The sequence below is a fragment of the Streptomyces toyocaensis genome (assembly GCF_000725125.1).
GTDB classification, from domain to species: domain Bacteria; phylum Actinomycetota; class Actinomycetes; order Streptomycetales; family Streptomycetaceae; genus Streptomyces; species Streptomyces toyocaensis.
In genome coordinates, this window is sequence record NZ_JFCB01000029.1 from 57,663 (window position 1) to 82,632 (window position 24,970).

Annotated in this window: 21 protein-coding genes and 1 pseudogene; 10 read left to right on the forward strand and 12 right to left on the reverse strand. The window is 71.9% G+C overall.

What is annotated here, in order from left to right:
* Positions 1 to 19 precede the first annotated feature (19 nt).
* Entirely contained in the window at positions 20 to 976 is a 957-nt protein-coding gene (locus tag BU52_RS25885; protein WP_037938623.1) for a DUF3824 domain-containing protein, read from the forward strand.
* Positions 977 to 996: 20 nt separating this feature from the next.
* Here the strand turns inward: BU52_RS25885 and BU52_RS25890 are convergent, their stop codons facing one another.
* The 3 genes from BU52_RS25890 to BU52_RS25900 are packed head-to-tail and all read right to left on the reverse strand — an operon-like array spanning position 997 to position 4,583.
* Positions 997 to 3,279, reverse strand: a complete 2,283-nt coding sequence (locus BU52_RS25890; protein WP_037938625.1) for an ABC transporter permease — start codon at positions 3,277 to 3,279, stop codon at positions 997 to 999.
* Between the two features lie 39 nt (positions 3,280 to 3,318).
* Positions 3,319 to 4,071 (reverse strand): ABC transporter ATP-binding protein, encoded by a 753-nt coding sequence (locus tag BU52_RS25895; RefSeq protein ID WP_037938627.1) that lies wholly within the window; start codon positions 4,069 to 4,071, stop codon positions 3,319 to 3,321.
* Positions 4,068 to 4,583: a PadR family transcriptional regulator gene (locus BU52_RS25900; RefSeq protein WP_037938629.1), complete on the reverse strand. Its 516-nt coding sequence runs from the start codon at positions 4,581 to 4,583 to the stop codon at positions 4,068 to 4,070. The genes BU52_RS25895 and BU52_RS25900 overlap by 4 nt, the downstream gene beginning before the upstream one ends.
* A gap of 125 nt (positions 4,584 to 4,708) precedes the next feature.
* Between BU52_RS25900 and BU52_RS25905 the strand changes: the two genes are divergently transcribed.
* The 5 genes from BU52_RS25905 (at position 4,709) to BU52_RS25925 (ending at position 11,356) form a co-directional block, all read left to right on the forward strand.
* Complete coding sequence (locus BU52_RS25905; protein ID WP_037938630.1) at positions 4,709 to 5,980, forward strand: ABC transporter substrate-binding protein; 1,272 nt, start codon at positions 4,709 to 4,711, stop codon at positions 5,978 to 5,980.
* 181 nt (positions 5,981 to 6,161) lie between these two features.
* Positions 6,162 to 7,784, forward strand: coding sequence for a glycoside hydrolase family 13 protein (locus tag BU52_RS25910; RefSeq protein ID WP_037938632.1), 1,623 nt, complete (start codon positions 6,162 to 6,164; stop codon positions 7,782 to 7,784).
* Between the two features lie 37 nt (positions 7,785 to 7,821).
* On the forward strand, positions 7,822 to 9,150 hold the full coding sequence (locus BU52_RS25915; RefSeq protein ID WP_037938633.1) for an ABC transporter substrate-binding protein: 1,329 nt from the start codon (positions 7,822 to 7,824) through the stop codon (positions 9,148 to 9,150).
* A gap of 5 nt (positions 9,151 to 9,155) precedes the next feature.
* Positions 9,156 to 10,520 carry an ABC transporter permease gene (locus BU52_RS25920; RefSeq protein ID WP_037938636.1) on the forward strand — a complete coding sequence of 455 codons (1,365 nt, stop codon included), beginning with the start codon at positions 9,156 to 9,158 and terminating at the stop codon, positions 10,518 to 10,520.
* Complete coding sequence (locus BU52_RS25925; RefSeq protein WP_037938637.1) at positions 10,517 to 11,356, forward strand: carbohydrate ABC transporter permease; 840 nt, start codon at positions 10,517 to 10,519, stop codon at positions 11,354 to 11,356. Before BU52_RS25920 ends, BU52_RS25925 begins: the two co-directional genes overlap by 4 nt.
* Positions 11,357 to 11,476: 120 nt before the next feature.
* On the opposite strand, the gene pgl is transcribed toward BU52_RS25925, so the two are convergent.
* Genes pgl through tkt form a run of 5 tightly spaced genes read right to left on the reverse strand, consistent with a single transcriptional unit; the run spans position 11,477 to position 18,109 of the window.
* On the reverse strand, positions 11,477 to 12,262 hold the full coding sequence (gene pgl, locus BU52_RS25930; RefSeq protein WP_037938640.1) for a 6-phosphogluconolactonase: 786 nt from the start codon (positions 12,260 to 12,262) through the stop codon (positions 11,477 to 11,479).
* Positions 12,259 to 13,311 (reverse strand): glucose-6-phosphate dehydrogenase assembly protein OpcA, encoded by a 1,053-nt coding sequence (gene opcA / locus BU52_RS25935; protein ID WP_037938643.1) that lies wholly within the window; start codon positions 13,309 to 13,311, stop codon positions 12,259 to 12,261. Before opcA ends, pgl begins: the two co-directional genes overlap by 4 nt.
* Positions 13,308 to 14,831: a glucose-6-phosphate dehydrogenase gene (zwf, locus tag BU52_RS25940; protein ID WP_037938646.1), complete on the reverse strand. Its 1,524-nt coding sequence runs from the start codon at positions 14,829 to 14,831 to the stop codon at positions 13,308 to 13,310. Before zwf ends, opcA begins: the two co-directional genes overlap by 4 nt.
* Before the next feature lie 4 nt (positions 14,832 to 14,835).
* Entirely contained in the window at positions 14,836 to 15,954 is a 1,119-nt protein-coding gene (gene tal / locus BU52_RS25945; RefSeq protein WP_037938648.1) for a transaldolase, read from the reverse strand.
* A 34-nt stretch (positions 15,955 to 15,988) separates the two neighbouring features.
* Complete coding sequence (gene tkt / locus BU52_RS25950; protein WP_037938650.1) at positions 15,989 to 18,109, reverse strand: transketolase; 2,121 nt, start codon at positions 18,107 to 18,109, stop codon at positions 15,989 to 15,991.
* Between the two features lie 343 nt (positions 18,110 to 18,452).
* On the opposite strand from tkt, the gene BU52_RS25955 reads away from it, so the two are divergent.
* The 4 genes and pseudogenes from BU52_RS25955 to BU52_RS36525 form a co-directional block, all read left to right on the forward strand.
* Positions 18,453 to 19,406: a heme o synthase gene (locus BU52_RS25955; protein ID WP_037938651.1), complete on the forward strand. Its 954-nt coding sequence runs from the start codon at positions 18,453 to 18,455 to the stop codon at positions 19,404 to 19,406.
* Between the two features lie 92 nt (positions 19,407 to 19,498).
* On the forward strand, positions 19,499 to 19,819 hold the full coding sequence (locus BU52_RS25960; protein WP_037938652.1) for a hypothetical protein: 321 nt from the start codon (positions 19,499 to 19,501) through the stop codon (positions 19,817 to 19,819).
* A gap of 99 nt (positions 19,820 to 19,918) precedes the next feature.
* Positions 19,919 to 21,025 (forward strand): amidohydrolase family protein, encoded by a 1,107-nt coding sequence (locus tag BU52_RS25965; RefSeq protein ID WP_037938654.1) that lies wholly within the window; start codon positions 19,919 to 19,921, stop codon positions 21,023 to 21,025.
* A gap of 32 nt (positions 21,026 to 21,057) precedes the next feature.
* Positions 21,058 to 21,299, forward strand: a pseudogene (locus BU52_RS36525) (nucleotidyltransferase); the annotation flags it as partial.
* Here BU52_RS36525 and BU52_RS25970 read toward each other — a convergent pair.
* The 4 genes from BU52_RS25970 to BU52_RS25985 are packed head-to-tail and all read right to left on the reverse strand — an operon-like array spanning position 21,257 to position 24,873.
* Entirely contained in the window at positions 21,257 to 22,306 is a 1,050-nt protein-coding gene (locus BU52_RS25970) for a COX15/CtaA family protein (RefSeq protein ID WP_200881295.1), read from the reverse strand. The pseudogene BU52_RS36525 and the gene BU52_RS25970 overlap by 43 nt on opposite strands.
* Before the next feature lie 32 nt (positions 22,307 to 22,338).
* Positions 22,339 to 23,055: an ABC transporter permease gene (locus tag BU52_RS25975; protein ID WP_051858603.1), complete on the reverse strand. Its 717-nt coding sequence runs from the start codon at positions 23,053 to 23,055 to the stop codon at positions 22,339 to 22,341.
* A gap of 50 nt (positions 23,056 to 23,105) precedes the next feature.
* Entirely contained in the window at positions 23,106 to 24,014 is a 909-nt protein-coding gene (locus BU52_RS25980) for an ABC transporter ATP-binding protein (protein WP_037938660.1), read from the reverse strand.
* Between the two features lie 46 nt (positions 24,015 to 24,060).
* Positions 24,061 to 24,873, reverse strand: coding sequence for an aminoglycoside N(3)-acetyltransferase (locus BU52_RS25985; protein WP_037938661.1), 813 nt, complete (start codon positions 24,871 to 24,873; stop codon positions 24,061 to 24,063).
* Between the last annotated feature and the right edge of the window lie 97 nt (positions 24,874 to 24,970).

A 24,970-nucleotide genomic window follows, 5' to 3' on the forward strand; every position in this document is an offset into this window, starting at 1 on the left:
GCGCTCGGGGGAGCACAAGGTGGCACGCACGTACGGACGTTGGACCGGCGGCACGCTCAGTGCGCGGACCTTCCTGAAGCCCCATCACGTCGCGTCCGCGGTGTTCCACCCCGCGTGGATCCCGCCGTCGCTCGACCCGTCCGTCGAACGGCTCAAGCGCATCCGGGTCATCGCCGGGGCGGTCGCGTCCGTCGGTGTCTACACCGTCCTCGAGGGCGGCTTCGACATCACGGAGCTGCTGGAGAACGCGCTGACCGCCTCGGCGGTGCTGCTGTTCGTCACCCCGCTGACGGTCGGCGTGATGCTCTTCGTCTGGCGGCGCACCGGCACCGTGCGCCAGCTGCGGGTGCCGCTGCTCGACTCTCTCAAGCTGCTCCTGCTGTTCATCGGCTGCGTGGTCGCGGTGGTGCTGCTGGCGCAGACGACGAACAGCTCCGGCAGCGTCCTGATGATCCTCGGGGTGGGTGCGACGATGATGTGGATGCTGATCTTCGTCGCCTACGGGGCCGTGCGGGTCTCCGGCAACTTCTTCGGCACGGCAGCCGTGCACCGCTGTCTGCCGGCGCTGCTCGCCACGGTGACGAGCTGGCTGATGGCGATCCCCGACCTGGTCACCGGCGACCTGCACGGGCTCGGCCTCACCATGGGCGTCGTCTTCATCCTGGGCGCGCCCGTCACCGTCACGGCGATCGCCCTGCTGGAGACGGGACGGCTCAGGCGCCGCTACGGCATCCGGCTGGCCACCCATCCGGCGAGCCTCCCGCCGGTGCCCGGCCCCGTCCCGCCCGTGCCTCCGGTGCCGCCGTCCGGACTGCCCCACGTACCGCCGCAGGGGAACCCGTACGGCCCCACGCACCCCCTGCCCCCGTACGTCCCCGGGGCCGGCGGCCATCCCTACGCACCCGGCACGGGCGGGAACCCGTACGCACCGCGGCCGCCCTACGGCCCGCAGGGCCACGGACCCTACGGCGGCTGACCGGGCCGGGCCGACAGGGCTCAGGCCACCGCGCTCAAGGTGTCCGCGAGGCGACGGCGGGCCGCGCGTGCGGCCGGGACGGCGGCGAGGGCGGCGGCGCCCAGCACCGCGGCCGTCCCGAGCAGCAGCAGGAGCGCGGGGGAGGGCCCCTGGGCGATGCCGGCGCCGATGCCGCTCGTGCTCCCCTGGGCGTCGATCAGCCAGTGGGCCAGCGGCAGTCCGAGAGCCGTGGCGAGCAGCACGGCCGCGAGCGCGGTACCGGCGGTCGCCGTGACCGTGACCGCGGTGATCTGCCGGGGGGAGAGACCGATGGCTTTGAGCGCCAGCAGATCGCGTTCGCCCTCACGGACCGTGCCGCCGATCGCCGTCAGCAGTTCGATCAGCCCGATCAGGGCGAGGACTGCGATCATCCCGAGGACGACCGCGCGCAGCGGCGACAGCCCGTCGGCCGGGTTCGCCACGGTGTGCACGTCCAGGTGGCCGCGGCCCGCCGCGTCCAGCCGGGCGGCGACCTCGGCGGGGTCGGCTCCGGGGTCCAGCCGCACCTGGTAGATGCTCGGCCGCAGGCCAGGGTCGTTGGCGCGGAGGGTGTCCAGCGAGGTGGAGATGACCCGGCCGGCGTTCTCCGGTTCGATGCTGCGGCCGACGATGTGCAGGATCTGCGGCTGGTCGCCGACGGTCATCCGCACCCAGTCGCCGACCCGGACGTGCAGCAGGTCGAGCAGCCCCTGCCCGGCCACCGCCTCGTCAGGACCGCGCGCGGCGCGGCCCTCGGCCAGGGTGAACGGGTAGGGCTCCCGGGCGGTGCCGAGCCCGCGCAGGGCGATCGTGGCGGTCTGGCCCGGGACCAGGGCGGCCACCTCCACGCCCGGGTAGGCGGCGGCGACCTCGGGGGCGCGCTCCAGCAGGGCGCGGGCCTCCCGGTCGCCCAGCGAGGTGTCCGCTCGGACACCGAGCGCCGTGGGCATGCCCATCCGCTCGGGGCTGCCGTGGAAGCGGTCGATGGTGGTCCAGGCACTCAGCGCCACCACGATCAGCAGCAGGGGCAGCGCCAGCCTGGCCACCGCGCCCAGGGAACGCGGCCGGCGCGTGAACGCCTTGTGCCAGCCGAGGACCAGCGCCGGCGGCACCTTCGCGCCCAGCGCCCGCCGGGCCACACCGGTCAGCCCACCGGCGGGAGGCGCCGCGGGGCGCGGCACCGGGACCGGCGGCACCCGTCCGGCCCGCCAGGCGGCCAGCCCGGTGGTCGCGCCGATGAACAGCACCGCACCCACCGGCACCACGAACAGCGCCACGGTGTGCCCGGGCAGGTCCTGCCACACGTCGACGGCGTCCCCGAGCCGCCCCGGCACCGCGCTGCCCAGAGTCCCGGTGAGCGCGGCGGCGGCCACGGCGCCGAACAGGGCGTAGACCAGGTGCTGGATCAGGAAGACCCGGACGACCTGGCCGGGCGTGAAGCCGATCGCCTTGAGGACGGAGATGTCCCGCAGGTGCCCCCGGATCCGGGTGGCGATCGCCCCGTGCACGGCGAACCCGGCGGCGACCAGCGCGCCCAGACCGAACAGGCCGAGCACCTGACCGAGCAGCCGGTTGTCGCCCTGGGCCTCGGCACGCGCCTGCTGCCAGGTGGCGACCTCGCCGATCGCCCCGGCGCCCAGCTCCGTCACCGCGCGCTGCACGGCGTACCCGGTGTCGCCCGGGTCGGTCAGCCGCAGCCCCACCACCTGGCCGTCCGGGTCCGTCACGGCCGAGGGCAGGGCCCACACCAGGCCCGTCCGTTCACCCGGCCGGTAGCGCGGCTCGGCGCTGTCGGCGACGCCCACCACGGTCAGCCGGCGCGCGGTGCCCGGCACGGTGAGCGTGTCGCCGGGGGCCGTCAGCAGCACACGGGCGAGACGGCTCTCCAGCACCACCCCGCGGGGGGTGGCCGGGTCCAGCCAGTGCCCCGACGTGATCAGCGGGCGGCCCACGTCGGGCCGGCCGGAGGTGCCGCGCAGCTCCACCGAGGCACGGCCGCCCTGCGAGGCGAGGGTGACCGAGGCCGTGGGGTAGGGGCCGGCCACCGAGTCCACACCGTCCAGGCCGGCCAGCTCCCCGGCGTCGGCGGAGGCGGTGGTGTGCAGGGTGACGTGCGCGCCGTGCGCCTGGGTGAACACGCGCTGCCAGGGGTTGGTGGCGTACCCGAACAGGGCCGTGGCCAGCAGCAGGGACGCGACGATGCCCGCGGTGGCGAGGACCAGGAACAGTGCCTCACCGCGGTGCGTCCGCAGATCGGAGTGCGCCCAGCGCAGAGTCGCTCGCACCGGCCTCAGCCCTTCGCGGGTCGGTCGTTCAGGCGCATGTCAGTCCTTGAGCTCCAGCACACCCGATATCCCGGTCCGCCGCGGTGGCGCGCCGCCGTCGAGTTCGGCGTCGTCGGCTATCCGGCCGTCGAAGAAACTGATCACCCGGTCCGCGGCGCTCGCCAGGCGCGCGTCGTGCGTGACCAGCAGGATGGTCTGCCCGCGCTGGTGGAAGCGGGCCAGCAGCCGCATCACCTCACGGGTGCCCTTGCTGTCCAGGCTGCCCGCGGGCTCGTCGGCCAGCAGCAGCGGAGGATGGTTGACCAGCGCCCGGGCGAGGGCGACCCGCTGCTGCTCCCCGCCGGACAGCTCGCCGGGCATGCTGCGTTCCTTGCCCTCAAGACCCAGCTCGGCGAGGAGTTCCTCCCGTGCGGCGCGGGCCTTCTTCGGCGACACCCCGGCGAGCAGGGCGGGCAGCTCCACGTTGTCGGCGACCGACAGGTCGGAGACCAGGTTGAAGAACTGGAAGACGATGCCGATGCGCCTGCGGCGCTCGACGGCCCAGCGGGCCTCGTTGTAGCCGTCGGTGCACTCGCCGTCCAGCCAGATGCTGCCCGCGTCGGGCCGCTGGAGCCCGCCGAGCAGATGGAGCAGTGTCGACTTCCCCGCACCTGACGGACCGGTGATCGCCACGAACTCTCCCGGCGTCACGCGCAGGTCGACCCCGCGCACCGCGTGCGCCGGGGCGCCCTCGCCGTGGTGCGTCTTGACCAGGCCTTCGGCGCGCAGCACGGGAGTGGTGCTGTCCCTCACTCCAGCTCCTCCAGCTCTTCCTGGCACCGTTCCAGCCAGTCGAGGTCGGCCTGCAGGTGCAGCATCGCGCCCTCGATCAGCAGATGGGAGATGCGGTTGTCCCGGTCCTCGGCGGCGGCCAGCTTCGACAACTGCCGCATGGTGTTCAGATACTGGCGCCGCTGCGTGTTGATCAGGGCGATCTGGTCGGCGAGACCGGTCTGCGGGGCCAGGGCCAGTTTCATGAAGAACTCGTCCCGCACCCGCGGCTCGTCCGCCGTCTCCTCGTACCAGGCGCGCAGCGCCTCCCGCCCGGCGTCGGTGAGGTGGTAGACCTTCTTGTTGGGCCGGCTCGACTGCGCGACGTCCTCGCCCTCGATCAGTCCGGTCTTCTCGAGGCGGCCGAGGGTGACGTAGATCTGGCCGACGTTCGGCTGAGGGTACGCGGAGCCCAGCAGTTGCTCAAGGTCCTGCTTCAGCTCATAGCCGTGGGCGGGACCGCGGGCGAGAAGGGCCAGGAGGGGCAGCCGCACTCGTGCTCTCCTCCTCGCATCCTGGGTAATGTGCCGCAGGACCTAGTATCGCCCATACCTAACGGGTATACATGGCCTCTGACCCGGGCAAGGGTGCCCGGGTGCCGGTGCACAGGGAGGAACCTATGCGGTGGATGCGTGCCGCGGGTAGGGGCCTCCTTGTCCTCGTCGTCGTCCTGACCGGCTACGTCGCCTCCGGAGCGCGGGCCGGCGAGGCCGGCGCGGGCGCGCGTGGACCCCTCACCCTGGCCACCGCCGGCGATCTCACCGGCTATCTCGGTTCCGTGCTCGACGGCTGGAACCGCAGCCATCCCGGCGAGAAGGTCACCCTCGTCGAGCTGCCCGACTCCGCCGACGAGACGCGCGCACAGATGATCACCGATCTGCGCGGCGGTGAGCGCGGCCGGTTCGACGTCCTCAACATCGACGTCAGCTGGACCTCGGAGTTCGCGGCCGCCGGCTGGATCCGCCCGCTGCCCCGCGACCGCTTTCCGCTCGACACCTTCCTGCCCCCGGTCGTGCACACGGCGACCTACGACGACCGGCTCTTCGCCGTCCCGTACGTCACCAACGCCGGCCTGCTGCTGTACCGCAAGGACGTCCTTGCCGAGGCGGGCGTCCCGCCGCCGCGCACCTGGGCCGATCTGGAGCGGGCCGCGAGGACCCTCGCCCCGGAGCACGGTCTCGACGGTTACGCGGGCCAGTTCCTGCCCTACGAGGGCCTGACCGTGAACGCGGCCGAGGCCGTCTACTCGGCGGGCGGCACGATCCTCGGCGACGAGGGCGAACGCGTCACCGTGAACTCCCGGGCGGCCCGGGAGGGCATCGGCTTCCTGGCCCGTGGCGTCCGCGAGGGCTGGATCCCGCGCCGGGCGCTGACGTACAAGGAGGAGGAGTCCAAGCAGGCCTTCCAGAACGGGCGGCTGCTCTTCCTGCGCAACTGGCCCTACGCCTACGTCGCGGCGTCCGCCCCGGGCTCCGCGGTCGCCGGAAAGGTCGGCGCCGTGCCGCTGCCGGGGCCGGACGGCCCGGGCACCAGTGTCCTCGGCGGCTCCAACCTTGCCGTCAGCAGCCATGCCCGGCACCCCGACTCCGCCGCGCGCCTGATCGCGTACCTCACCAGCGAGCGCGTCCAGCGCCAGGTGCTCACCCGTGGCGCGCTGCCACCGGTACGGGCCGACCTGTACGACGATCCGGAACTGGTCCGGGACTTCCCGTACCTGCCGACCCTGCGCGAGAGCGTGCGCTTGGCCGCTCCGCGCCCCAAGAGCCCGCACTACGACCAGGTGAGCCTGGTGGTGCAGGCGGTGGTGCACGACGCGATGACCGGGCGGCAGACGCCCGAGGCCGCGGTGCGCCGGCTGGCGGGCGAACTCGCCGCCGTCTCCTCCCGCTAGGGGTCCCTAGTTACATGTTAGGTAACGCGGACGTCTCAAATGCGTCCGCCCTGTCCGGGTATGCCCCGATGTAGCGAAACCAACCCCTCAGTAGCTTGCGTAAGTTCATTGACACCCTCTCGACACCCCTACCTAACATGCATGCATAACGACTAGCGCTCCTCACAGACAGGTCAATGGGGTGAACAGGCATCACTGGTGGCGTGACGCGGTGATCTACCAGGTGTACGTCCGCAGCTTCCTGGACAGCACCGGTGACGGCATCGGCGATCTCGCCGGAGTCAGAGCGGGACTGCCCTACCTGAAGAAGCTCGGCGTGGACGGGATCTGGCTGAGCCCCTTCTACCCCTCGCCGCAGCACGACCACGGCTACGACGTCGCCGACTACCGCGACGTCGACCCGGTCTTCGGCGACCTCGCCGAATTCGACCTGCTGGTGGCGGCCGCCCGCCGGCTCGGCATCAAGGTGCTGCTGGACATCGTCCCCAACCACTGCTCCAGCGAGCACCCCTGGTTCCGCGCGGCGCTCGCCGCCGGCCCCGGCAGCCCCGAACGCGCCCGCTTCCACTTCACCGACGGCCGCGGCCCCGACGGCAGCGAGCCGCCCAACAACTGGCACGCCATGTTCGGCGGCCCCGCCTGGACCCGCGTCACCGAGCCGGACGGCCGCCCCGGCCAGTGGTACCTGCACATGTTCACGCCCGAACAGCCGGACTGGAACTGGCGCGAGCCCGAGGTCGCCGACGACTTCGACCGCACCCTCCGCTTCTGGCTGGACCGGGGCGTCGACGGCTTCCGCATCGATGTCGCCGCCGGCCTGTTCAAGCACCCCGAACTGCCCGACTCCCCGGACCCGGAGGCCGACGCCCGCACCCGCGACTCGGTCAACCCGCTCGCCTGGAACCAGCCCGAGGTCCACGACGTGTGGCGGCACTGGCGCGCGGTGTGCGAGGAGTACACCGCCCGGGACGGCCGCGAACGCCTCCTGGTCGGCGAGGTCTCCGTGCCCACCGCCCGCGAGCACGCCCGGTACGTCCGCCCGGACGAGCTGCACCAGGCCTTCTTCTTCGACCTGCTCGGCGCCCACTGGGACGCCGACGCCTTCCGCAAGGTCATCTCCGAGGCCATGCAGGACATAGCCGGCACCGGCTCGACGGTCACCTGGGTGCTCAACAACCACGACCAGGTCCGCACCGTCACCCGCTACGGCGAACCCGCTCCCGAGGGCAGCGGTCTCGGCGCGGCCCGGGCCCGCGCCGCGGCCCTGCTGATGCTGGCGCTGCCCGGAGCCGCCTACATCTACCAGGGCGAGGAACTGGGCCTGCCCGAGGTCGTCGACCTGCCCGACGACGTGCTCACCGACCCGATCTTCCGCCGCACCGGCAGCCGCGCCCGGATAAGGGACGGCTGCCGGGTGCCGCTGCCCTGGTCGGGACAGGCCTCCCCGTTCGGCTTCACCTCCGGCGCCGAGGGCGCCAAGCCGTGGCTGCCGCAGCCGGAGTACTTCGCCGAGTACGCCACCCACCGCGCCCTCGCCGACACCCGCTCCTCCTGGCACCTGTACCGCGACGGACTGCAACTGCGCTCCGCGCTGCACCAGCTGGGCGAGGGCACGCTGCGCTGGCTGGACACCCAGCCCGGCGTCCTCGCCTTCACCCGCGGCGACGACCTCGTCTGCGCCGTCAACTTCGGCACCGCCCCCGTACCCGCTCCGGCCCCCGGCACCCCGCTGCTCGCCAGCGGTCCCTGCCCGCCCGGAGTGCTTCCCGGCTCCACCGCCGCCTGGTGGATCGACGGCTCCTGAAAAGTCCGGTCAACTCCCGTATCCCGAAGGGACATCGATGATGATGCGACGTACCACCCTGCTCACCGGATGCACCGCACTCGTCCTCGCGCTCGGCGCGACCGCCTGTGGCGGCGGCGAACCCGTCTCGGCCGGCGGCGGCGACAAGTCGCTCGACGGCCAGACCGTCACCGTTGCCGGCGTCTGGTCCGGCAGCGAGCAGAAGAACTTCCAGAAGGTGCTGGACGCCTTCACCGAGAAGACCGGCGCCAAGACCCAGTTCGTCTCCACCGGCGACAACGTCTCCACCGTCGTCGGCAGCAAGATCGAGGGCGGCAACGCCCCCGACGTCGTCATGGTCCCGCAGGTCGGCGTGCTCAAGCAGTTCGCCGGGAACGGCTGGCTCAAGCCGCTGGACGAGAAGGTCCGCTCCACCGTGGGTGCCAACTTCGCCGAGGTCTGGCAGAACTACGGCACCGTCGACGGCACCCTGTACGGCCTCTACTTCAAGGCCGCCCACAAGTCGACCGTCTGGTACAGCCCCGAGGCCCTCGAACAGGCCGGTGTCACCCCGCCGAAGACGTACGACGCCATGCTGAAGGACGGGCGGACGGTCTCCGACTCCGGACTCGCCGCCTTCTCCGTCGCCGGACAGGACGGCTGGACCCTCACCGACTGGTTCGAGAACGTCTACCTCTCCCAGGCCGGGCCCGAGAAGTACGACGCCCTCGCCGCGCACGAGATCAAGTGGACCGATCCCACGGTGGTCGAGGCGCTCACCACCCTCGGCAAGCTCTTCAAGGACAAGCAGCTCATCGCGGGCGGCCAGAAGGGGGCCCTGAACACCGACTTCCCCGGCTCGGTGGAGAAGGTCTTCGGCCCGAAGGCCGAGGCGGCCATGGTCTACGAGGGCGACTTCGTCGCCGGCGTCGCCAAGGACCAGTTCGGCAAGAGCATCGGCACCGACGCGAACTTCTTCCCCTTCCCGCCGGTCGGTGACGGCAAGGCGCCCGTGGTCAGCGGCGGCGACGCGGCCGTCGTCCTCAAGGACGGCAAGAACAGCAAGGCCGGCATGGCCCTGCTGGAGTACCTGGCCACGCCCGAGGCCGCCGCCGTGTGGGCGGAGGCGGGCGGCTTCCTCTCCCCGAACAAGAAGCTCGACCTCTCCTCCTACGGCGACGACGTCACCCGTGCCACCGCCAAGTCCCTGGTCGCCGCCGGCGACTCGGTCCGCTTCGACATGTCCGACCAGGCCCCCGCGGCCTTCGGCGGCACCAAGGGCGCCGGCGAGTGGAAGATCCTCCAGGACTTCCTGCGTGACCCGGCCGACCCGGCGAAGACCGCCGCCGAGCTCGAGAAGGCCGCGGCCAAGGCGTACGGGAACTGACGGCCATGACCGCCACCCTGGTGAAAGAGGCGAGCCCTCCGGCACCTGTGCACCCCGACGGCGCGCGCGGCCGACGCCTGCGCCGTCGGGGGCGGGTCATCGCCCTGCTGTTCGTGTTCCCCGCGCTGCTCCTGCTGGGCGCGCTGGTGGTGTACCCGGTGCTGTTCTCCGTCGGACGCAGCCTGTTCGACGCCTCCGGGAACGAGTTCGTCGGCGCGGAGAACTACGCCGAGATGTTCCGGGACCCGACCACCCTCACGGCCGTCCGGAACACGGCCATCTGGGTCGTCGTGGCGCCGACCCTGCTGACCGGGCTCGGTCTCATCCTGGCCGTGCTGGTCGAGAAGGTCCGCTGGGCCACCGCCTTCAAGCTGCTGCTGTTCATGCCCATGGCGGTGTCCTTCCTCGCCGCCGGCATCATCTTCCGGCTCGCCTACGACGAGGACCCCGACAAGGGCGTGCTGAACGCCGCGGTCGTCTCCGTCCACGACGCCTTCGAGGGCACCTCCGCCTACCCGACCGCCCGCGCCCGTGACGGCGAGGGCCTGACCAAGCAGGCGGACGGCTCGTACGTCACCGGCGCGGACCTCTCGCCCGGCGGCACGGCCGCGCTCGGGCTGGTCGGCGTCGCACCCAAGGACCTGCCGGGCGACGCCCGACCCGCCGCCGCGGCGGCGGCGGGGAAGGCGAACTCCGACGAGGTACGCGGTGTGGTGTACCTCGACTTCATCCCCGGCGGGGGAGGGAAGCCGGGCGTGGTCGACCGGGAGGAGAGCGGCCTGCCCGGGGTGACGGTGGAAGCGGTGCGCGACGGGAAGACGGTCGCCGGCACCACCACCGCGGCCGACGGTTCCTTCCGCCTCACCGGACTGGACGGCGGCTCGTACGCGATCAAGCTGCCCTCCTCCAATTTCGCGGCACCTTACGACGGCATCTCCTGGCTCGGCCCGGCGCTCGTCACGCCGGCGATCATCGGAGCGTACCTATGGATATGGACCGGTTTCGCGATGGTGCTCATCGGCGCGGGGCTCGCGGCCCTGCCGCGGGACGCCCTCGAGGCCGCGCGCATGGACGGTGCCAACGAGTGGCAGATCTTCCGCCGCATCACCGTTCCGCTGCTCGCGCCCGTCCTCACCGTCGTCTTCGTGACCCTGGTCATCAACGTCATGAAGGTCTTCGACCTGGTGTACATCATCGCGCCGGGACCGGTGCAGGAGGACGCGACCGTGCTGGCGACCCAGATGTGGCTGGTGTCGTTCGGCGGCGGCAACAACCAGGGCCTCGGCAGTGCGCTCGGTGTGCTGCTCCTGCTCCTGGTCATCCCCGCCATGGTGTTCAACGTCCGCCGTTTTCGAAGGAGTCAGCGATGAACGCGATCCGGCGCGGCCTCGGCAACACGGTCGTGCAGGCGTTCCTGGTCGTGATCGGCCTGGTGTGGATGACCCCGCTGGCCGGCCTGTTCCTGTCGTCGCTGCGGTCCGCCGAGGACACGGCCGAGGGCGGGTGGTGGACCGTGTTCACCAGCCCGGGCCAGCTGTCCTTCGACAACTACTCGGCGCTGCTGGAGAACTCGGGCATCACCCAGGCGTTCTGGAACACCGTACTGATCTCGGTGCCGACGACCGTACTGGTCGTGGTCGTCGCGGCGCTCGCCGGGTACGCCTTCGCCTGGCTGGACTTCCCCGGCCGTGAACCGGTGTTCCTGCTGGTCGTCGCGCTGCTGGTGGTGCCCGTGCAGATCGGGCTCCTGCCCGTCGCCAAGCTCTTCGGTCAACTGGGGCTGTTCGGGACCATTCCCGGCGTCGTGCTGTTCCACGTGGCGTACGGGCTGCCGTTCGCGGTGTTCCTGCTGCGGAACTACTTCGCCGAGATGCCGAAGGAGATGCTGGAGGCCGCCCGGATGGACGGGGGGAGCGAGTGGCGGATCTTCACCCGGCTGGTGCTGCCGGTGGGCCGGCCGGCGATCGCCAGCCTCGCCATCTTCCAGTTCCTGTGGGTGTGGAACGACATGCTGGTCGCGCTGTTGTTCGCGGACAGCTCCTCGCAGCCGCTGACGGTGCAGCTGCAGTCGCAGATCCGGCAGTTCGGGAGCAACATCGACGTGCTCGCGCCGGGGGCGTTCCTGTCGCTGGTGGTGCCGGTCGTGGTGTTCTTCGCGTTCCAGCGGCACTTCGTGCAGGGGGTCATGGCGGGGTCGGTGAAGTAGGGAGTGGGGGGGAGGGTTCCTCGCCCCCCTCCGCCCCTTCCCTTCCCGTCCCCGGGGGCTCTGCCCCCGGACCCCCTGCGGCCCTGAACGGGCCTCGTCCTCGAACGCCGGACGGGCTGTCTAGGGCGACGCCGGCGGGTACAGCGACCTCGGGAGCTGGGACGCCGCCGGCCTGTCCAGGAGCCACAGGGTGCGGGCGCGGCCGTGGGCGCCCGCCGCCGGGGCCTGGATCTCGCCCGCGCCCGAGAGGGCGATCGCCGCTGCCTCCGCCTTGTCCTCGCCCGCCGCCAGGAGCCAGACCTCCCGGGCCGCCCGGATCGCGGGGAGGGTCAGGGTGACCCTCGTCGGCGGGGGTTTGGGCGCGCCGTGCACGCCCACCACCGTGCGCTCCGTCTCCCGGACCGCCGGGAGTTCCGGGAAGAGGGAGGCCACGTGCGTGTCCGGGCCGACGCCCAGCAGCAGGACGTCGAAGGCCGGGACGGACGCGTGGTTCTCCGGTGCCGCGGCCGCGGCCAGTTCCGCCGCGTAGGCGGCCGCCGCCGCGTCCACGTCCGTGCCGTGCGGGCCGTCCGACGCGGGCATGGCGTGCACGCGCCCCGGGTCGAGCGGCACCGAGTCGAGCAGTGCCTCGCGGGCCTGGGTGACGTTGCGGTCCGGGTCGCCCTCGGGGAGGAACCGCTCGTCGCCCCACCACAGGTCCAGCCGCGCCCAGTCGACGGCGTCCCTGGCCGGTGCCGCGGCCAGCGCGGCCAGCAGGCCGTTGCCGTTGCGGCCCCCGGTCAGGACCACGGACGCGGAACCCCGGGAGGCCTGCGCGTCCACGATCCTGGTGATCAGCCGGGCCGCCGCGGCCTGCGCCATCAGGTCCTTGTCCCGGTGCACGACCAGCTGGGGTGCCGTACTCACTTCGCCGCCGCCTTCTTCACCGGTGCCTGCGCCGCCGCCTCGGCCGCGGGAGCTTTCGCAGCCGACTCGACGGGAGCGGGGACCGCCTCCCGTTCTCCTTTGGCCGGCGCGTCGTTCCCGTCCGAGGACGTCAGGCGTTCCACGCCGAAGCGCAGGGCGGAGGCGTAGGTGTCGTCCGGGTCCAGGCGGCGCAGTTCCTCCGCGATCAGCTCCGCCGTGTCCCGGCGCTTGAGCGCCACCGCGCGCTTGGGCTGCCCCTGGATGGACAGCGTCGCCAGCGAACCGTCGGCGCGGTCCAGGACGATCGGGCCGCAGTCGGTGTCCATGCGGACCGCCGTGAGTCCCGGGCCGGCGGAGTGCGACCGCCTGACGGGGACGCCCAGCCGGTCCGCGAGCCACATCGCCAGCAGCTCGCAGCTCGGGTTGAACTCCTCGCCCTCCACCTCGACGCCCTGCACCTCGCAGGCGACCTGATCCAGCGCCGCGGCCAGCATCGAACGCCAGGGCGTGATGCGGGTCCACGACAGGTCCGTGTCCCCGGGGGCGTAGGCGTCGGCGCGGGCGGCGAGCTCCTTCACCGGCTGCTCGCAGGCGTAGGTGTCGGTCACCCGGCGCTGGGCCAGCGCGCCCAGCGGGTCGTTCGCCGGATCCAGCGGGGCGTTGACCGGCCACCACACCACCACCGGGGCGTCCGGCAGCAGCAGCGGCAGCACCACCGACTGGGCGTGGTCGACGACCTCGCCGTACAGACGCAGCACCACCGTCTCGCCGGTGCCCGCGTCCGCGCCCACCCGCACCTCGGCGTCGAGGCGGGACTGGGTGCGGTCACGGGGCGAGCGGGAGACGCGCTTGATGACCACGAGCGTGCGCGAGGGGTGCTCCCGCGAGGCGTCGCTCGCCGCCTTCAGCGCGTCGTAGGCGTTCTCCTCGTCCGTCACGATGACCAGCGTGAGCACCATGCCGACGGCAGGGGTCCCGATGGCCCGGCGCGCCTTCACCAGTGCCTTGTTGATCTTGCTGGCCGTGGTGTCCGTGAGGTCTGTCTTCATGGCCGGCGCCAGCTCCGTCCGTCTCGCTCGAGCATTTCATCGGCCTCGACGGGCCCCCACGTACCGGCCCGGTACTGGGCCGGCCTGCCGTTGTTGTCCCAGTACTCCTCGATCGGGTCGAGGATCTTCCAGGACAGCTCGACCTCCTCCGTGCGCGGGAAGAGATTGGAGTCGCCGAGCAGGACGTCGAGGATCAGCCGCTCGTACGCCTCCGGGCTGGACTCGGTGAACGACTCGCCGTAGGCGAAGTCCATCGACACGTCCCGGATCTCCATCGACGTGCCCGGCACCTTCGAGCCGAAGCGCACCGTGACGCCCTCGTCCGGCTGGACGCGGATCACGATCGCGTTGGAGCCCAGTTCCTCCGTGGCCGTCGTGTCGAAGGGCGAGTGCGGCGCGCGCTGGAAGACGACGGCGATCTCCGTCACCCGGCGGCCGAGCCGCTTGCCGGTGCGCAGGTAGAAGGGGACCCCCGCCCAGCGGCGGTTGTCGATGCCCAGCCTGATCGCCGCGTACGTGTCGGTCTTCGAGGAGGCGTCGATGCCCTCCTCCTCCAGGTACCCGACCGCCTTGGCACCGCCCTGCCAGCCGGCCGCGTACTGCCCGCGCACGGTGTCCCGGCCCAGGTCCCTCGGCAGCCGGACGGCCCCGAGCACCTTGGTCTTCTCGGCGGCCAGCGCGTCCGCGTCGAAGGAGGCGGGCTCCTCCATCGCGGTCAGCGCGAGGAGTTGCAGGAGGTGGTTCTGGATGACGTCGCGGGCGGCGCCGATGCCGTCGTAGTAGCCGGCCCGGCCGCCGATGCCGATGTCCTCGGCCATGGTGATCTGCACGTGGTCGACGAACGAGCGGTTCCAGATCGGTTCGAACATCGTGTTGGCGAAGCGCAGCGCCAGGATGTTCTGGACGGTCTCCTTGCCCAGGTAGTGGTCGATCCGGAAGACCTGGTCCGGCGCGAACACCTCGTGGACGATGGCGTTGAGCTCCTCGGCCGACTTCAGGTCGTGACCGAACGGCTTCTCGATGACCGCACGCCGCCAGGAGCCGCCGGTCTGGTCGGCCAGCCCGTGCTTCTTCAGCTGCTGGATGACCACCGGGAACGAACGCGGCGGCACCGACAGGTAGAACGCGAAGTTGCCGCCCGTGCCCTGGGCCTTGTCCAGCTCGTCGATCGTGTCGCGCAGCCGTTCGAAGGACTCGTCGTCGTCGAACGTGCCCTGCACGAAGCGCATCCCCTGGATGAGCTGCTGCCAGACCTCCTCGCGGAAGGGCGTGCGGGCGTGCTCCTTGACCGCGTCGTGGACCTCCTGCGCGAAGTCCTCGTGCGCCCACTCCCGGCGGGCGAAGCCCACCAGCGAGAAGCCCGGCGGCAACAGCCCCCGGTTGGCCAGGTCGTACACGGCCGGCATCAGCTTCTTGCGCGACAGGTCGCCCGTGACACCGAAGATGACCAGGCCCGACGGCCCCGCGATACGCGGGAGCCGTCGGTCCGCGGGGTCACGCAGCGGGTTGCTGCTCGACAAGGTGTCAGCCCTCCGACGGGGCGAGGCGCTGCAGTTCCGCCTCGGTGGACTTCAGCAGGTCGTTCCAGGACGCCTCGAACTTGTCGACGCCCTCGTCCTCCAGGAGCCGCACCACGTCGTCGTACGCGATGCCGAGCGCCTCGACCGCGTCCAGGTCGGCGCGGGCCTGCTCGTAGGTCCCGGCCACGGCGTCGCCCCGGATCTCGCCCTGCTCCTCGGTGGCGAACAGCGTCGCCTCGGGCATGGTGTTCACCGTGTTCGGCGCCACCAGCTCGTCGACGTACATCGTCGCCTTGTAGGCCTTGTCCTTCACACCGGTCGACGCCCACAGCGGACGCTGCGCGTTGGCGCCCTCGCGCTCCAGCGCGCTCCACCGCTCCGAGGAGAAGACCTCCTCGTACGCCTGGTAGGCCAGACGCGCGTTGGCGATGGCGGCCTTGCCGCGCAGGGCCCTGGCCTCGTCGGTGCCGAGCGCGTCGATCCGCTTGTCGATCTCGGTGTCCACGCGGGACACGAAGAAGGACGCCACGGAGTGGATCTTCGACAGGTCCAGTCCGCGCTCCCTGGCCTTCTCCAGGCCGGTCAGGAACGCGTCCATGACCTTGCGGTAGCGCTCCAGGGAGAAGATCAGCGTGACGTTGACGCTGATGCCCAGGCCGATCGTCTCGGCGATCGCCGGGATGCCGGCCTCGGTCGCCGGGATCTTGATCAGCGTGTTGGGCCGGTCCACCAGCCAGGCCAGCTGCTTGGCCTCGGCGACCGTCGCCCTGGTGTCGTGCGCCAGGCGCGGGTCCACCTCGATCGAGACCCGGCCGTCCCGGCCGTCCGTGGCGTCGTAGACCGGGCGCAGGATGTCGGCGGCGTCACGGACGTCCGCCGTGGTGATCATGCGGATGGCCTCTTCGACGGTGACCTTGCGGGCGGCCAGGTCGGTCAGCTGCGTCTCGTAGCCGTCGCCCTCGGAGATCGCCTTCTGGAAGATCGTCGGGTTGGTGGTGACGCCCACGACGTGCTGCTGGTCCATCAGCTCGGCGAGGTTGCCGGACGTGATCCGCTTGCGCGACAGGTCGTCCAGCCAGATCGCGACGCCTTCCTCGGAAAGGCGCTTCAGTGCGTCCGTCATGGAAATTCCATCTCCTACGTGTCGTGTGTGGGCGTCAGCGCCGGGCTGCGGCGGTCCCAGCGGTCGAATCAAGCACTGCCCTGGCGACAGCCGCCACGTTCTCGGCGGTGAAGCCGAACTCCTCGAACAGCACCTTGCCGTCGGCGGAGGCCCCGAAGTGCTCCAGGGACACGATGCGGCCGGCGTCCCCCACGTACTTGTGCCAGGTGAGGCCGATCCCCGCCTCGACGGCCACGCGCGCCTTCACGGAGGGCGGCAGGACGCTGTCCCGGTACCCCTGGTCCTGCTCCTCGAACCACTCCACGGACGGCATCGACACCACGCGGGTGGGCACGCCGTCGGCCTGGAGCCGCTCGCGCGCCCCGACGGCGACGTGCACCTCGGAACCGGTCGCGATCAGGATCACCTCGGGCTCCGCGTCCTGCCCTTCGCGCCCTTCGGCCTCGAACAGGACGTAGCCGCCCTTCGCCGCGTCCTCGTTCGGCTCGTACGTCGGCACGCCCTGGCGGGTCAGCGCCAGACCGTGCGGGGTGCCCTTGCCGAACTCCTTCGTCCAGCGGGTGAGGATCTCCCGCCAGGCGATCGCGGTCTCGTTGGCGTCCGCCGGACGGACGACGTTCAGACCGGGGATGGCGCGCAGCGAGGCCAGGTGCTCGACCGGCTGGTGCGTCGGGCCGTCCTCGCCCAGACCGATGGAGTCGTGCGTCCACACGTACGTCACCGGCAGGTGCATCAGCGCCGACAGCCGCACCGCGTTGCGCATGTAGTCGGAGAACACCAGGAAGGTGCCGCCGTAGACGCGGGTGTTGCCGTGCAGCGCGATGCCGTTCATCTCGGCGGCCATGGCGTGCTCGCGGATGCCGAAGTGGATCGTGCGGCCGTAGGGGTCCGCCTCGGGCAGCGGGTTGCCCACCGGGAGGAACGAGGACGTCTTGTCGATCGTGGTGTTGTTCGACCCCGCGAGGTCGGCCGAGCCGCCCCACAGCTCCGGGACCACCGCGCCGAGCGCCTGGAGCACCTTGCCGGACGCGGCACGGGTGGCCACGCCCTTGCCCGGCTCGAACACCGGGATCGCGTCCTGCCAGCCCTCGGGGAGCTCACCGGCGGCGATCCGGTCGTACTCCGCGGCGCGCTCGGGATTGTTGTCCCGCCACTGCTGGAAGGACTTCTCCCACACCGCCCGGGCCGCCTGGCCCCGCTCCAGCGCCTTGCGGGTGTGGCCGATGACCTCGTCGGTGACCTCGAAGCTCTGCTCCGGGTCGAAGCCGAGGACCCGCTTGGTGGCCGCGACCTCGTCGTCGCCGAGCGCCGAGCCGTGCGCGGCCTCGGTGTTCTGGGCGTTGGGGGCGGGCCAGGCGATGATCGACCGCATGGCGATGAAGGACGGCTTGTCCGTGACCTTCCTCGCCTCCTGGATCGCGTCGTAGATCGCGTTCGGGTCCAGGTCGCCGTCCGGCTTCGGGGCCACGCGCTGCACGTGCCAGCCGTAGGCCTCGTACCGCTTGACGACGTCCTCGGAGACGGCGGTCTCGGTGTCGCCCTCGATGGAGATGTGGTTGTCGTCCCACAGCAGCACCAGGTTGCCCAGCTTCTGGTGCCCGGCCAGCGAGGATGCCTCCGCGGAGATGCCCTCCTGGAGGCAGCCGTCACCGGCGATGCAGTAGACGAAGTGGTCGAAGGGGGACTCGCCCTCGGCGGCCTCCGGGTCGAACAGCCCGCGCTCGTAGCGCGCGGCCATCGCCATGCCCACCGCGTTGGCGACACCCTGGCCCAGCGGCCCGGTCGTGGTCTCCACGCCCGTGGTGTGGCCGTACTCGGGGTGGCCCGGGGTCTTCGAGCCCCAGGTGCGGAACGCCTTCAGGTCGTCCAGCTCCAGGCCGAAGCCGGCCAGGTACAACTGGGTGTACAGGGTCAGGGACGAGTGCCCCGCGGACAGCACGAAACGGTCGCGCCCGACCCAGTCGGCGTCCGCCGGGTCGTGCCGCATCACCTTCTGGAAGAGGGTGTAGGCGGCAGGCGCCAGGCTCATCGCCGTACCCGGATGGCCGTTACCGACCTTCTGTACGGCATCGGCGGCCAGGACGCGGGCGGTGTCGACGGCCCGCTGGTCCAACTCGGTCCACTCGAGGTCTGTGGTGGTCGGCTTTGTGCTCACCCTGAGTCAGGGCTCCTCTCCACATGATTCCGGATGCCGGTGACTGCCCACCGGCGTGGTCGAGCCTACCCCCGTGGGAGGTGCCTTCCTCCGAGTCGTTCCAGAGTGCGGGCACTCCTTCGGATCCGCCTCCTGACTGGGAAGTTTCCACATTCGGCAGATGAATACGGAGCCGCTCATCCGCGTGCTCAATCGAGCTTCGAGGCGCACCTCGGAGGGCGCCGTCCAACACGAGCGGACCCCCGCGAATGTCCGGGTCTGGGCAAGGTCTACAGTGGCGTGGTACGCGCGAGCCTTTACCGCCACTTCACCTGGGGAGGCTTGCTGGGATGTCTCTGTAGGGGTGTGCGTGACGGCCGTTGAATCCCGTCCAGCCGGGTTGCTGGGGACGACTCAGAGCCCTGCCCATCGGCCGTTCGGGGCCCGTGTGATGGCATTCGTGGCTCTCACCAAGCCGCGGATCATCGAGCTGCTGCTCATCACCACCGTCCCGGTGATGTTCCTGGCGCAGCAGGGCGTGCCCGACCTGGGACTGGTGCTGCTGACCTGCGTCGGCGGCTACCTGTCCGCGGGCGGCGCCAACGCGCTGAACATGTACATCGACCGGGACATCGACGCGCTGATGGACCGCACCTCGCAGCGGCCGCTGGTCACCGGGATGGTCAGCCCGCGCGAGTGCCTCGTCTTCGGCGTCACCCTCGCGGTCGTCTCGACGCTGCTGTTCGGGCTCACCGTCAACTGGCTGTCCGCCTGGCTCTCCCTCGGCGCGCTCCTCTTCTACGTCGTCGTCTACACGATGATCCTCAAGCGGCGCACGTCGCAGAACATCGTGTGGGGCGGCATCGCCGGGTGCATGCCGGTGCTGATCGGCTGGTCCGCGGTCACCAACTCGATGGCGTGGGCGCCGGTCGTCCTCTTCCTCGTGATCTTCTTCTGGACGCCGCCGCACTACTGGCCGCTGTCCATGAAGGTGAAGGAGGACTACGCGCGCGTCGGCGTGCCGATGCTGCCGGTCATCGCCGGAAACAAGACGGTCGCCCGGCAGATCGTGGCCTACAGCTGGGTCATGGTCGCGGTGTCGCTGCTGCTCACCCCGCTCGGCTACACCGGCTGGTTCTACACGGCGGTCGCCCTGGTGGCGGGTGGCTGGTGGCTGTGGGAGGCGCACGCGCTGCTGCACCGGGCGAAGGCCGGGGTGACGGGCGGCAAGCTCAAGGAGATGCGCCTGTTCCACTGGTCCATCACCTACGTGTCGCTGCTCTTCGTGGCCGTCGCGGTGGATCCGTTCCTGCGCTGACGCCCCCCGGGCTCCGATCGGGCGGGGTACGTGGTCAAGGCCACGGACCCCGCCCGTCGCCGTTTGATCTACCCGTCGGTAGCATCCTGTTCATGGCAGACACGCAGCAGGTGGACCCGAAGGCCGAGCAGAAGGCCGCCCGGCTCGCCAAGCAGATCGGCGGCTTCGCCACGGCGCACGGCGGCGCCGAGGGCCAGGTCGCGTACCTCGGGCAGCGCGGCGCACGGATCGTCCTCGTCGGTGAGGACGGCGCGTGGGGCGACGTCTTCGCGCCCTCCATGGACGTCGCCCGCAAGGCCCTCGAGAAGGCGGGCATCACCGTCCACGAGGACTTCGACGGCGAGTTCGCGGCGAAGGTGAGGACGGGCCCGTACGAGTGGAAGAGGATGGCCGGCATCCAGGTGGGCGGCTGACCCACCGGCATCCGGTGGCCGCCCCGCGCCACCTCACCCCGGGTTCACCCGTTAGGCCCCGTGAAGCGTCACCACACGGTCCCGCCCCGGGGAGCCCGGATGATCGACACGCCCGCACTCGTGGACCAGTACTGCCACGGAGTGCTCCGCACGGAGCTGGGCCTCGGAACCTTCGAGGCCCAGCTGGTCCGCACCGAGGGGCCGCCCGCCCCCGGCACCACCCTCTTCGACACCCAGACCGGGTTCGCCGTACGCCGCTGGTGCCCGCCCCTGCTCGGCCTGGAGCCGCACTGTCCGCCCGCCCGGTACCTCGCCCGGCGCCGTGAGCTGGGCATGACCGAGGCGGGGCGCCGGCTGCTGCGGGGCAGCGGCATCACCGCCTACCTCGTCGACACCGGCCTCCCCGACGACCTCACCGGGCCGGCCGAGCTGGGCCGGGCGGGGGACGCCGAGGCCCACGAGATCGTCCGTCTGGAGCAGCTCGCCGAACAGGTCGCCGACACCTCGGGCACCGTCGCGTCCTTCCTCGCCAACCTCGCCGAGTCCGTGCACGGCGCCGCCGCGCACGCGGTGGCCTTCACCTCCGTGGCCGTGTCGCGGCACGGTCCGGCGCTCACCCCCGAGCCGCCGGGACCCGGGCAGGTCCGTGGCGCGGCGGGACGCTGGCTGGCCGGCCGCCGGGCCGGGGACGAGCTGAGCGACCCGGTGCTGCTGTGCCACCTGCTGTGGATCGCGGTCGCCTCCGGCCTGCCCCTCCAGCTCCACGCCGGTCTCGGCGCGCCCGGCACCCGCGCCGACCGGACCGACCCGGTCCTGCTGACCGACTTCGTCCGCGCCACCGCGGGACTCGGCACCGACCTCGTGCTGCTGCACGGTTACCCGTACCACCGCCACGCCGCCCACCTGGCCGGCGTCTTCCCGCACGTCTACGCCGACTGCGGTGCCGCCCTGGTCCGCACCGGTGCACGCGCGGCGACCGTCCTCGCGGAGGTTCTGGAGCTCGCCCCCTTCGGTAAGATCCTCTTCTCCAGCGGCGCCCGTGGCCTGCCCGAACTGCATGTCGTCGGCGCCCGGCTGTTCCGCGAGGCGCTCGGCCGGGTGCTGGGCACCTGGGTGGCCGAGGGCGCGTCGTCGCCCGCAGACGCCCAGCGGGTGGCCGGTCTGATCGCCTCGGGCAACGCGGGCAGGGTGTACGGCCTTCACTGAGTCGTGAGGACTGGGCGGATGCCGGCCGACGTGACCTGGGCCTGCTGACCTTCGCCCGCGCCACCGTCACCCTCCGCGAGGGCCGGCTGATCTCCGAGCGGGAGGCCCTGGCGGTCCTGCCCGGACTCGGAGCGCCCGAGGAGGTCGTCGCGGACGTCAGGAGGCGGCGCTACGGAGGCCCGGCACCGTCCGCCGGGAGTGGGCGCTGCGCCGGGCCCGGCTGACCCGGGACTACCTGGGACCGGCGATCGACGCGCTCGTGGCAGGCTCCTGAGCCGCCGGTACGGCCGCGTCCGGGGCGGTGGCTCCAGGGCGTTCGCGCAGCGACAGCAGCACCCGCAGCACCCAGATCCACATCACGCACGAGCCGAACATGTGCAGGCCCACCAGGACCTCGGGGAGGTCGGTGAAGTACTGCACGTAGCCGATGACGCCCTGAGCGAGCAGGATCAGGAACAGCTCGCGGGTGCGGGCCAGGGGGTCCCGGGGGGCGTCGACGGCCTTCAGGACGAACCACAGGGCGAACGTCAGCGTCACCACGATCCACGCCAGCACGGCGTGCACCTTGCTGACCGTCTCCCAGTCCAGCGGCATCCGCGGGACCTCGCTGGAGTCACCCGCGTGCGGGCCCGCGCCCGTGACCACCGTGCCGACCGCGATCAGCAGCACGGAGGCGGCCACCATGAACCACACCAGCTGCCGCACGGCCGTGCCGACCAGCGGCCGGGGTTCGGCGTCGCCCTCGCGGGTGCGCTGCCACATCGCCGTGGCGACCGCGATCAGCGCCGTGGACAGCAGGAAGTGCGCCGCGACCGTGTACGGGTTGAGACCCACGAGGACCACGATGCCGCCGAGGATCGCGTTGCCCATGACGATCCAGAACTGCACCCAGCCCAGCCGGGTCAGGCCGCGCCGGTACGGCTTCTCCGAGCGCGCGGCGATGATCGCCCAGCCCACGGCCGCGCACAGCACGTACGTCAGCAGGCGGTTGCCGAACTCGATGACGCCGTGCAGACCCATCTCCCTGGTGCTGGTGAGCGAGTCTTCGGTGCACTTGGGCCAGGTCGGGCAGCCCAGGCCGGAGCCGGTCAGCCGGACGGCACCGCCGGTGACCACGATGACCACCGCCATGACGAGCGCGGTGAGGGCCGCCCGCCGGACGGTCCGCGGATCCGGGGTCCAGCGTGCGGCGATGAAGGCGAGCGGGTTGCGCAGGGCCGCCTGGGCGTCGGCGCGGGTCACGTTTGGCACGTGTCCCATCGTAGGCGGCCGCTTGTGCATGCTTTCACGAGGGTCCGGCCCGGCCATGACGTCTACTCCCAGCGGAAGAACGCGCCGGCCGCCGCGAGGCCCGCGACCGCCCACGCGGCGAGGATGCCGAGGTTGCCCCACGGCATCCCGGCGCCGTGCTGGAGCACGTCCCGCAGACCCTCCGACAGCGCGGAGATGGGCAGCAGGCCGAGCACGTCCTGCGCCGCCTCGGGGAACCTGTCCAGGGGGACGACCACCCCGCCGCCGACGAGCAGCAGCAGGAACACCAGGTTGGCGGCGGCGAGCGTCGCCTCCGCCTTGAGCGTGCCCGCCATCAGCAGGCCGAGCCCGGAGAAGGCGGCGGTGCCCAGCACCAGCAGCAGGAAAACGGAGAAGGGGTCGCCCTGCGGGTCCCAGCCGAGCGCGAGGGCGATCACCGTCACGAGGGTCACCTGCAGCACCTCGGTGACCAGGACCGACAGCGTCTTCGCGGTCATCAGACCCCAGCGCGGCAGCGGCGACGCGGCCAGCCGCTTCAGCACGCCGTAGCGGCGCTCGAAGCCGGTGGCGATCGCCTGACCGGTGAACGCCGTCGACATCACCGCGAGCGCGAGGATGCCGGGGGCGAGGAAGTCCACCGCCTCGCCGTCCCCGGTGTCCACGACGTCCACGGTGCCGAAGAGCACCAGCAGCAGCGTGGGGATGATCACCGTCAGCAGCAGCTGCTCCCCGTTGCGCAGCAGCATCTTCGTCTCGAGCACCGCCTGTGCGGCGATCATGCGGGACAGGGGTGCCGCGCCGGGCTTCGGTGAGTAGATGCCGGTGGCCGTCACGAACGCAGCTCCTTGCCGGTGAGCTCCAGGAAGACGTCTTCGAGGGTGTGCCGTTCCACCGAGATCCGGTCCGGCATCACCCCGTGCTGCGCGCACCAGGACGTCACCGTGGCGAGCAGTTGCGGGTCGACCCTGCCCACGACCCGGTACGAGCCCGGGGCCGTCTCGGCGGCCGTGGTGTCGGCGGGCAGGGCCTTCAGCAGCGAGGCCACGTCCAGTCCCGGGCGGCCGGAGAAGCGCAGGGTGTTCTCGGCGCCGCCCCTGCACAGGTCCTCGGGCGAACCCTGGGCGATGACCCGGCCGTCGTCGATGACCGCCACGTCGTCCGCGAGCTGTTCGGCCTCGTCCATGTAGTGCGTGGTGAGGATGACGGAGACGCCGTCGGAGCGCAGGTCCCCGATCAGGTCCCAGGTGGCGCGGCGGGCCTGCGGGTCGAGGCCGGCCGTCGGCTCGTCCAGGAACACCAGTTCGGGACGCCCGACCACGGCCATCGCCAGCGCGAGCCGCTGCTGCTGGCCGCCGGACAGCCGCCGGTAGGCGGTCCGGCCGCAGGAGCCGAGCCCCAGGCGTTCGATCAGCGCGTCCACGTCCAGCGGGTGCGCGTGCAGCCGGGCCACGTGCCGCAGCATCTCGTCGGCCCGCGCGCCCGAGTAGACGCCGCCGGACTGGAGCATCACCCCGACGCGGGGCCGCAGCCGCGCCGACTGCCGCACCGGGTCGAGGCCCAGGACGCGTACCGTGCCGGAGTCCGGCCGCCGGTACCCCTCGCAGGTCTCGACCGTGGTCGTCTTGCCCGCCCCGTTGGGGCCGAGCACGGCGGTCACGCCCTGCCGGGCCACCAGGTCGAGGCCGTTCACCGCGGTCTTCGCGCCGTACCGCTTCACCAGGGCCTGCACCTGGACCACGGGCTCACTTCGCATGGGTCACGAGTCTAGGGAGGTGGCCGGGGTCTCAGACCGCGGGGTGGCTCAATCCCTCCTCCCGTGGCCGGTGCACCGGCAGCCACCGCTCGGCGTAGGCCACCGCGTCGGCCAGGGGGAACAGCCGCGCCTCCGCCGCCCCGGCCCGGCCGCGTACGACGGGGCGGTCCCGTTCGAAGTCGTGCCCCAGCTCGTCGAAGCGCTCGGAGCTGATCGACACCTCGGTCACCGTCTCCCAGCCGTCCGGACCGGGACGGCCCACCTCCACGCGCGGGGTCGGCACGCGGTACTCGGCGAGGTGGAAGGCGGTGCAGCTGTCGTAGCCGGCGCCGAGCAGCAGCACCCGCGCGGCGAGCCGTTCCAGCGTCGCCAGCGGGCTCCGCTCACCGAGCCGGCAGTCCGTCGCGTGCCCGGCGACGATCTCCGCCGCGCGGGGTCCGACCGCCGCGAACGACGTCTGCGGATGCGCGCTGCGGCGGGCGCCCGGCCAGGTCCGCACGGTCTCCGGGATCACGCCGACCCCGCGGGAGGGCGTGGTCAGCGGGTCGTAGGCGGGCATGGTCGCCCGGATGGCCCCCCACCACTCCTCGGGCACGGGCGGGGCCTGCCACAGCGCCGGGTCGGAGAGGTGGCCGGACTGGGTGGGGACCACCAGCGTGCCGTCCGGGCCGAGGGCGTCGAGCAGTGCGTGGACGACCGTGACCGGTCCGCCGTTCACCCAGCCGAGGGAGCTGAGCGAGGAGTGCACGAGGAGGATCCCGCCGGGCCGCACACCGAGCTCGCGCAGCTGGGGGGTGAGGGTGGCGCGGGTGACAAGAGTGCCGGTCGGAGGGGGTGTGGGCATGGCCGTGAGTGTCCTGGACGCGGCTCACCGACGCCACCGATTTGATTGATCAATGATCGTTTCCGCAGGTCACATTAGGTTTACCTAAGTGATGCAG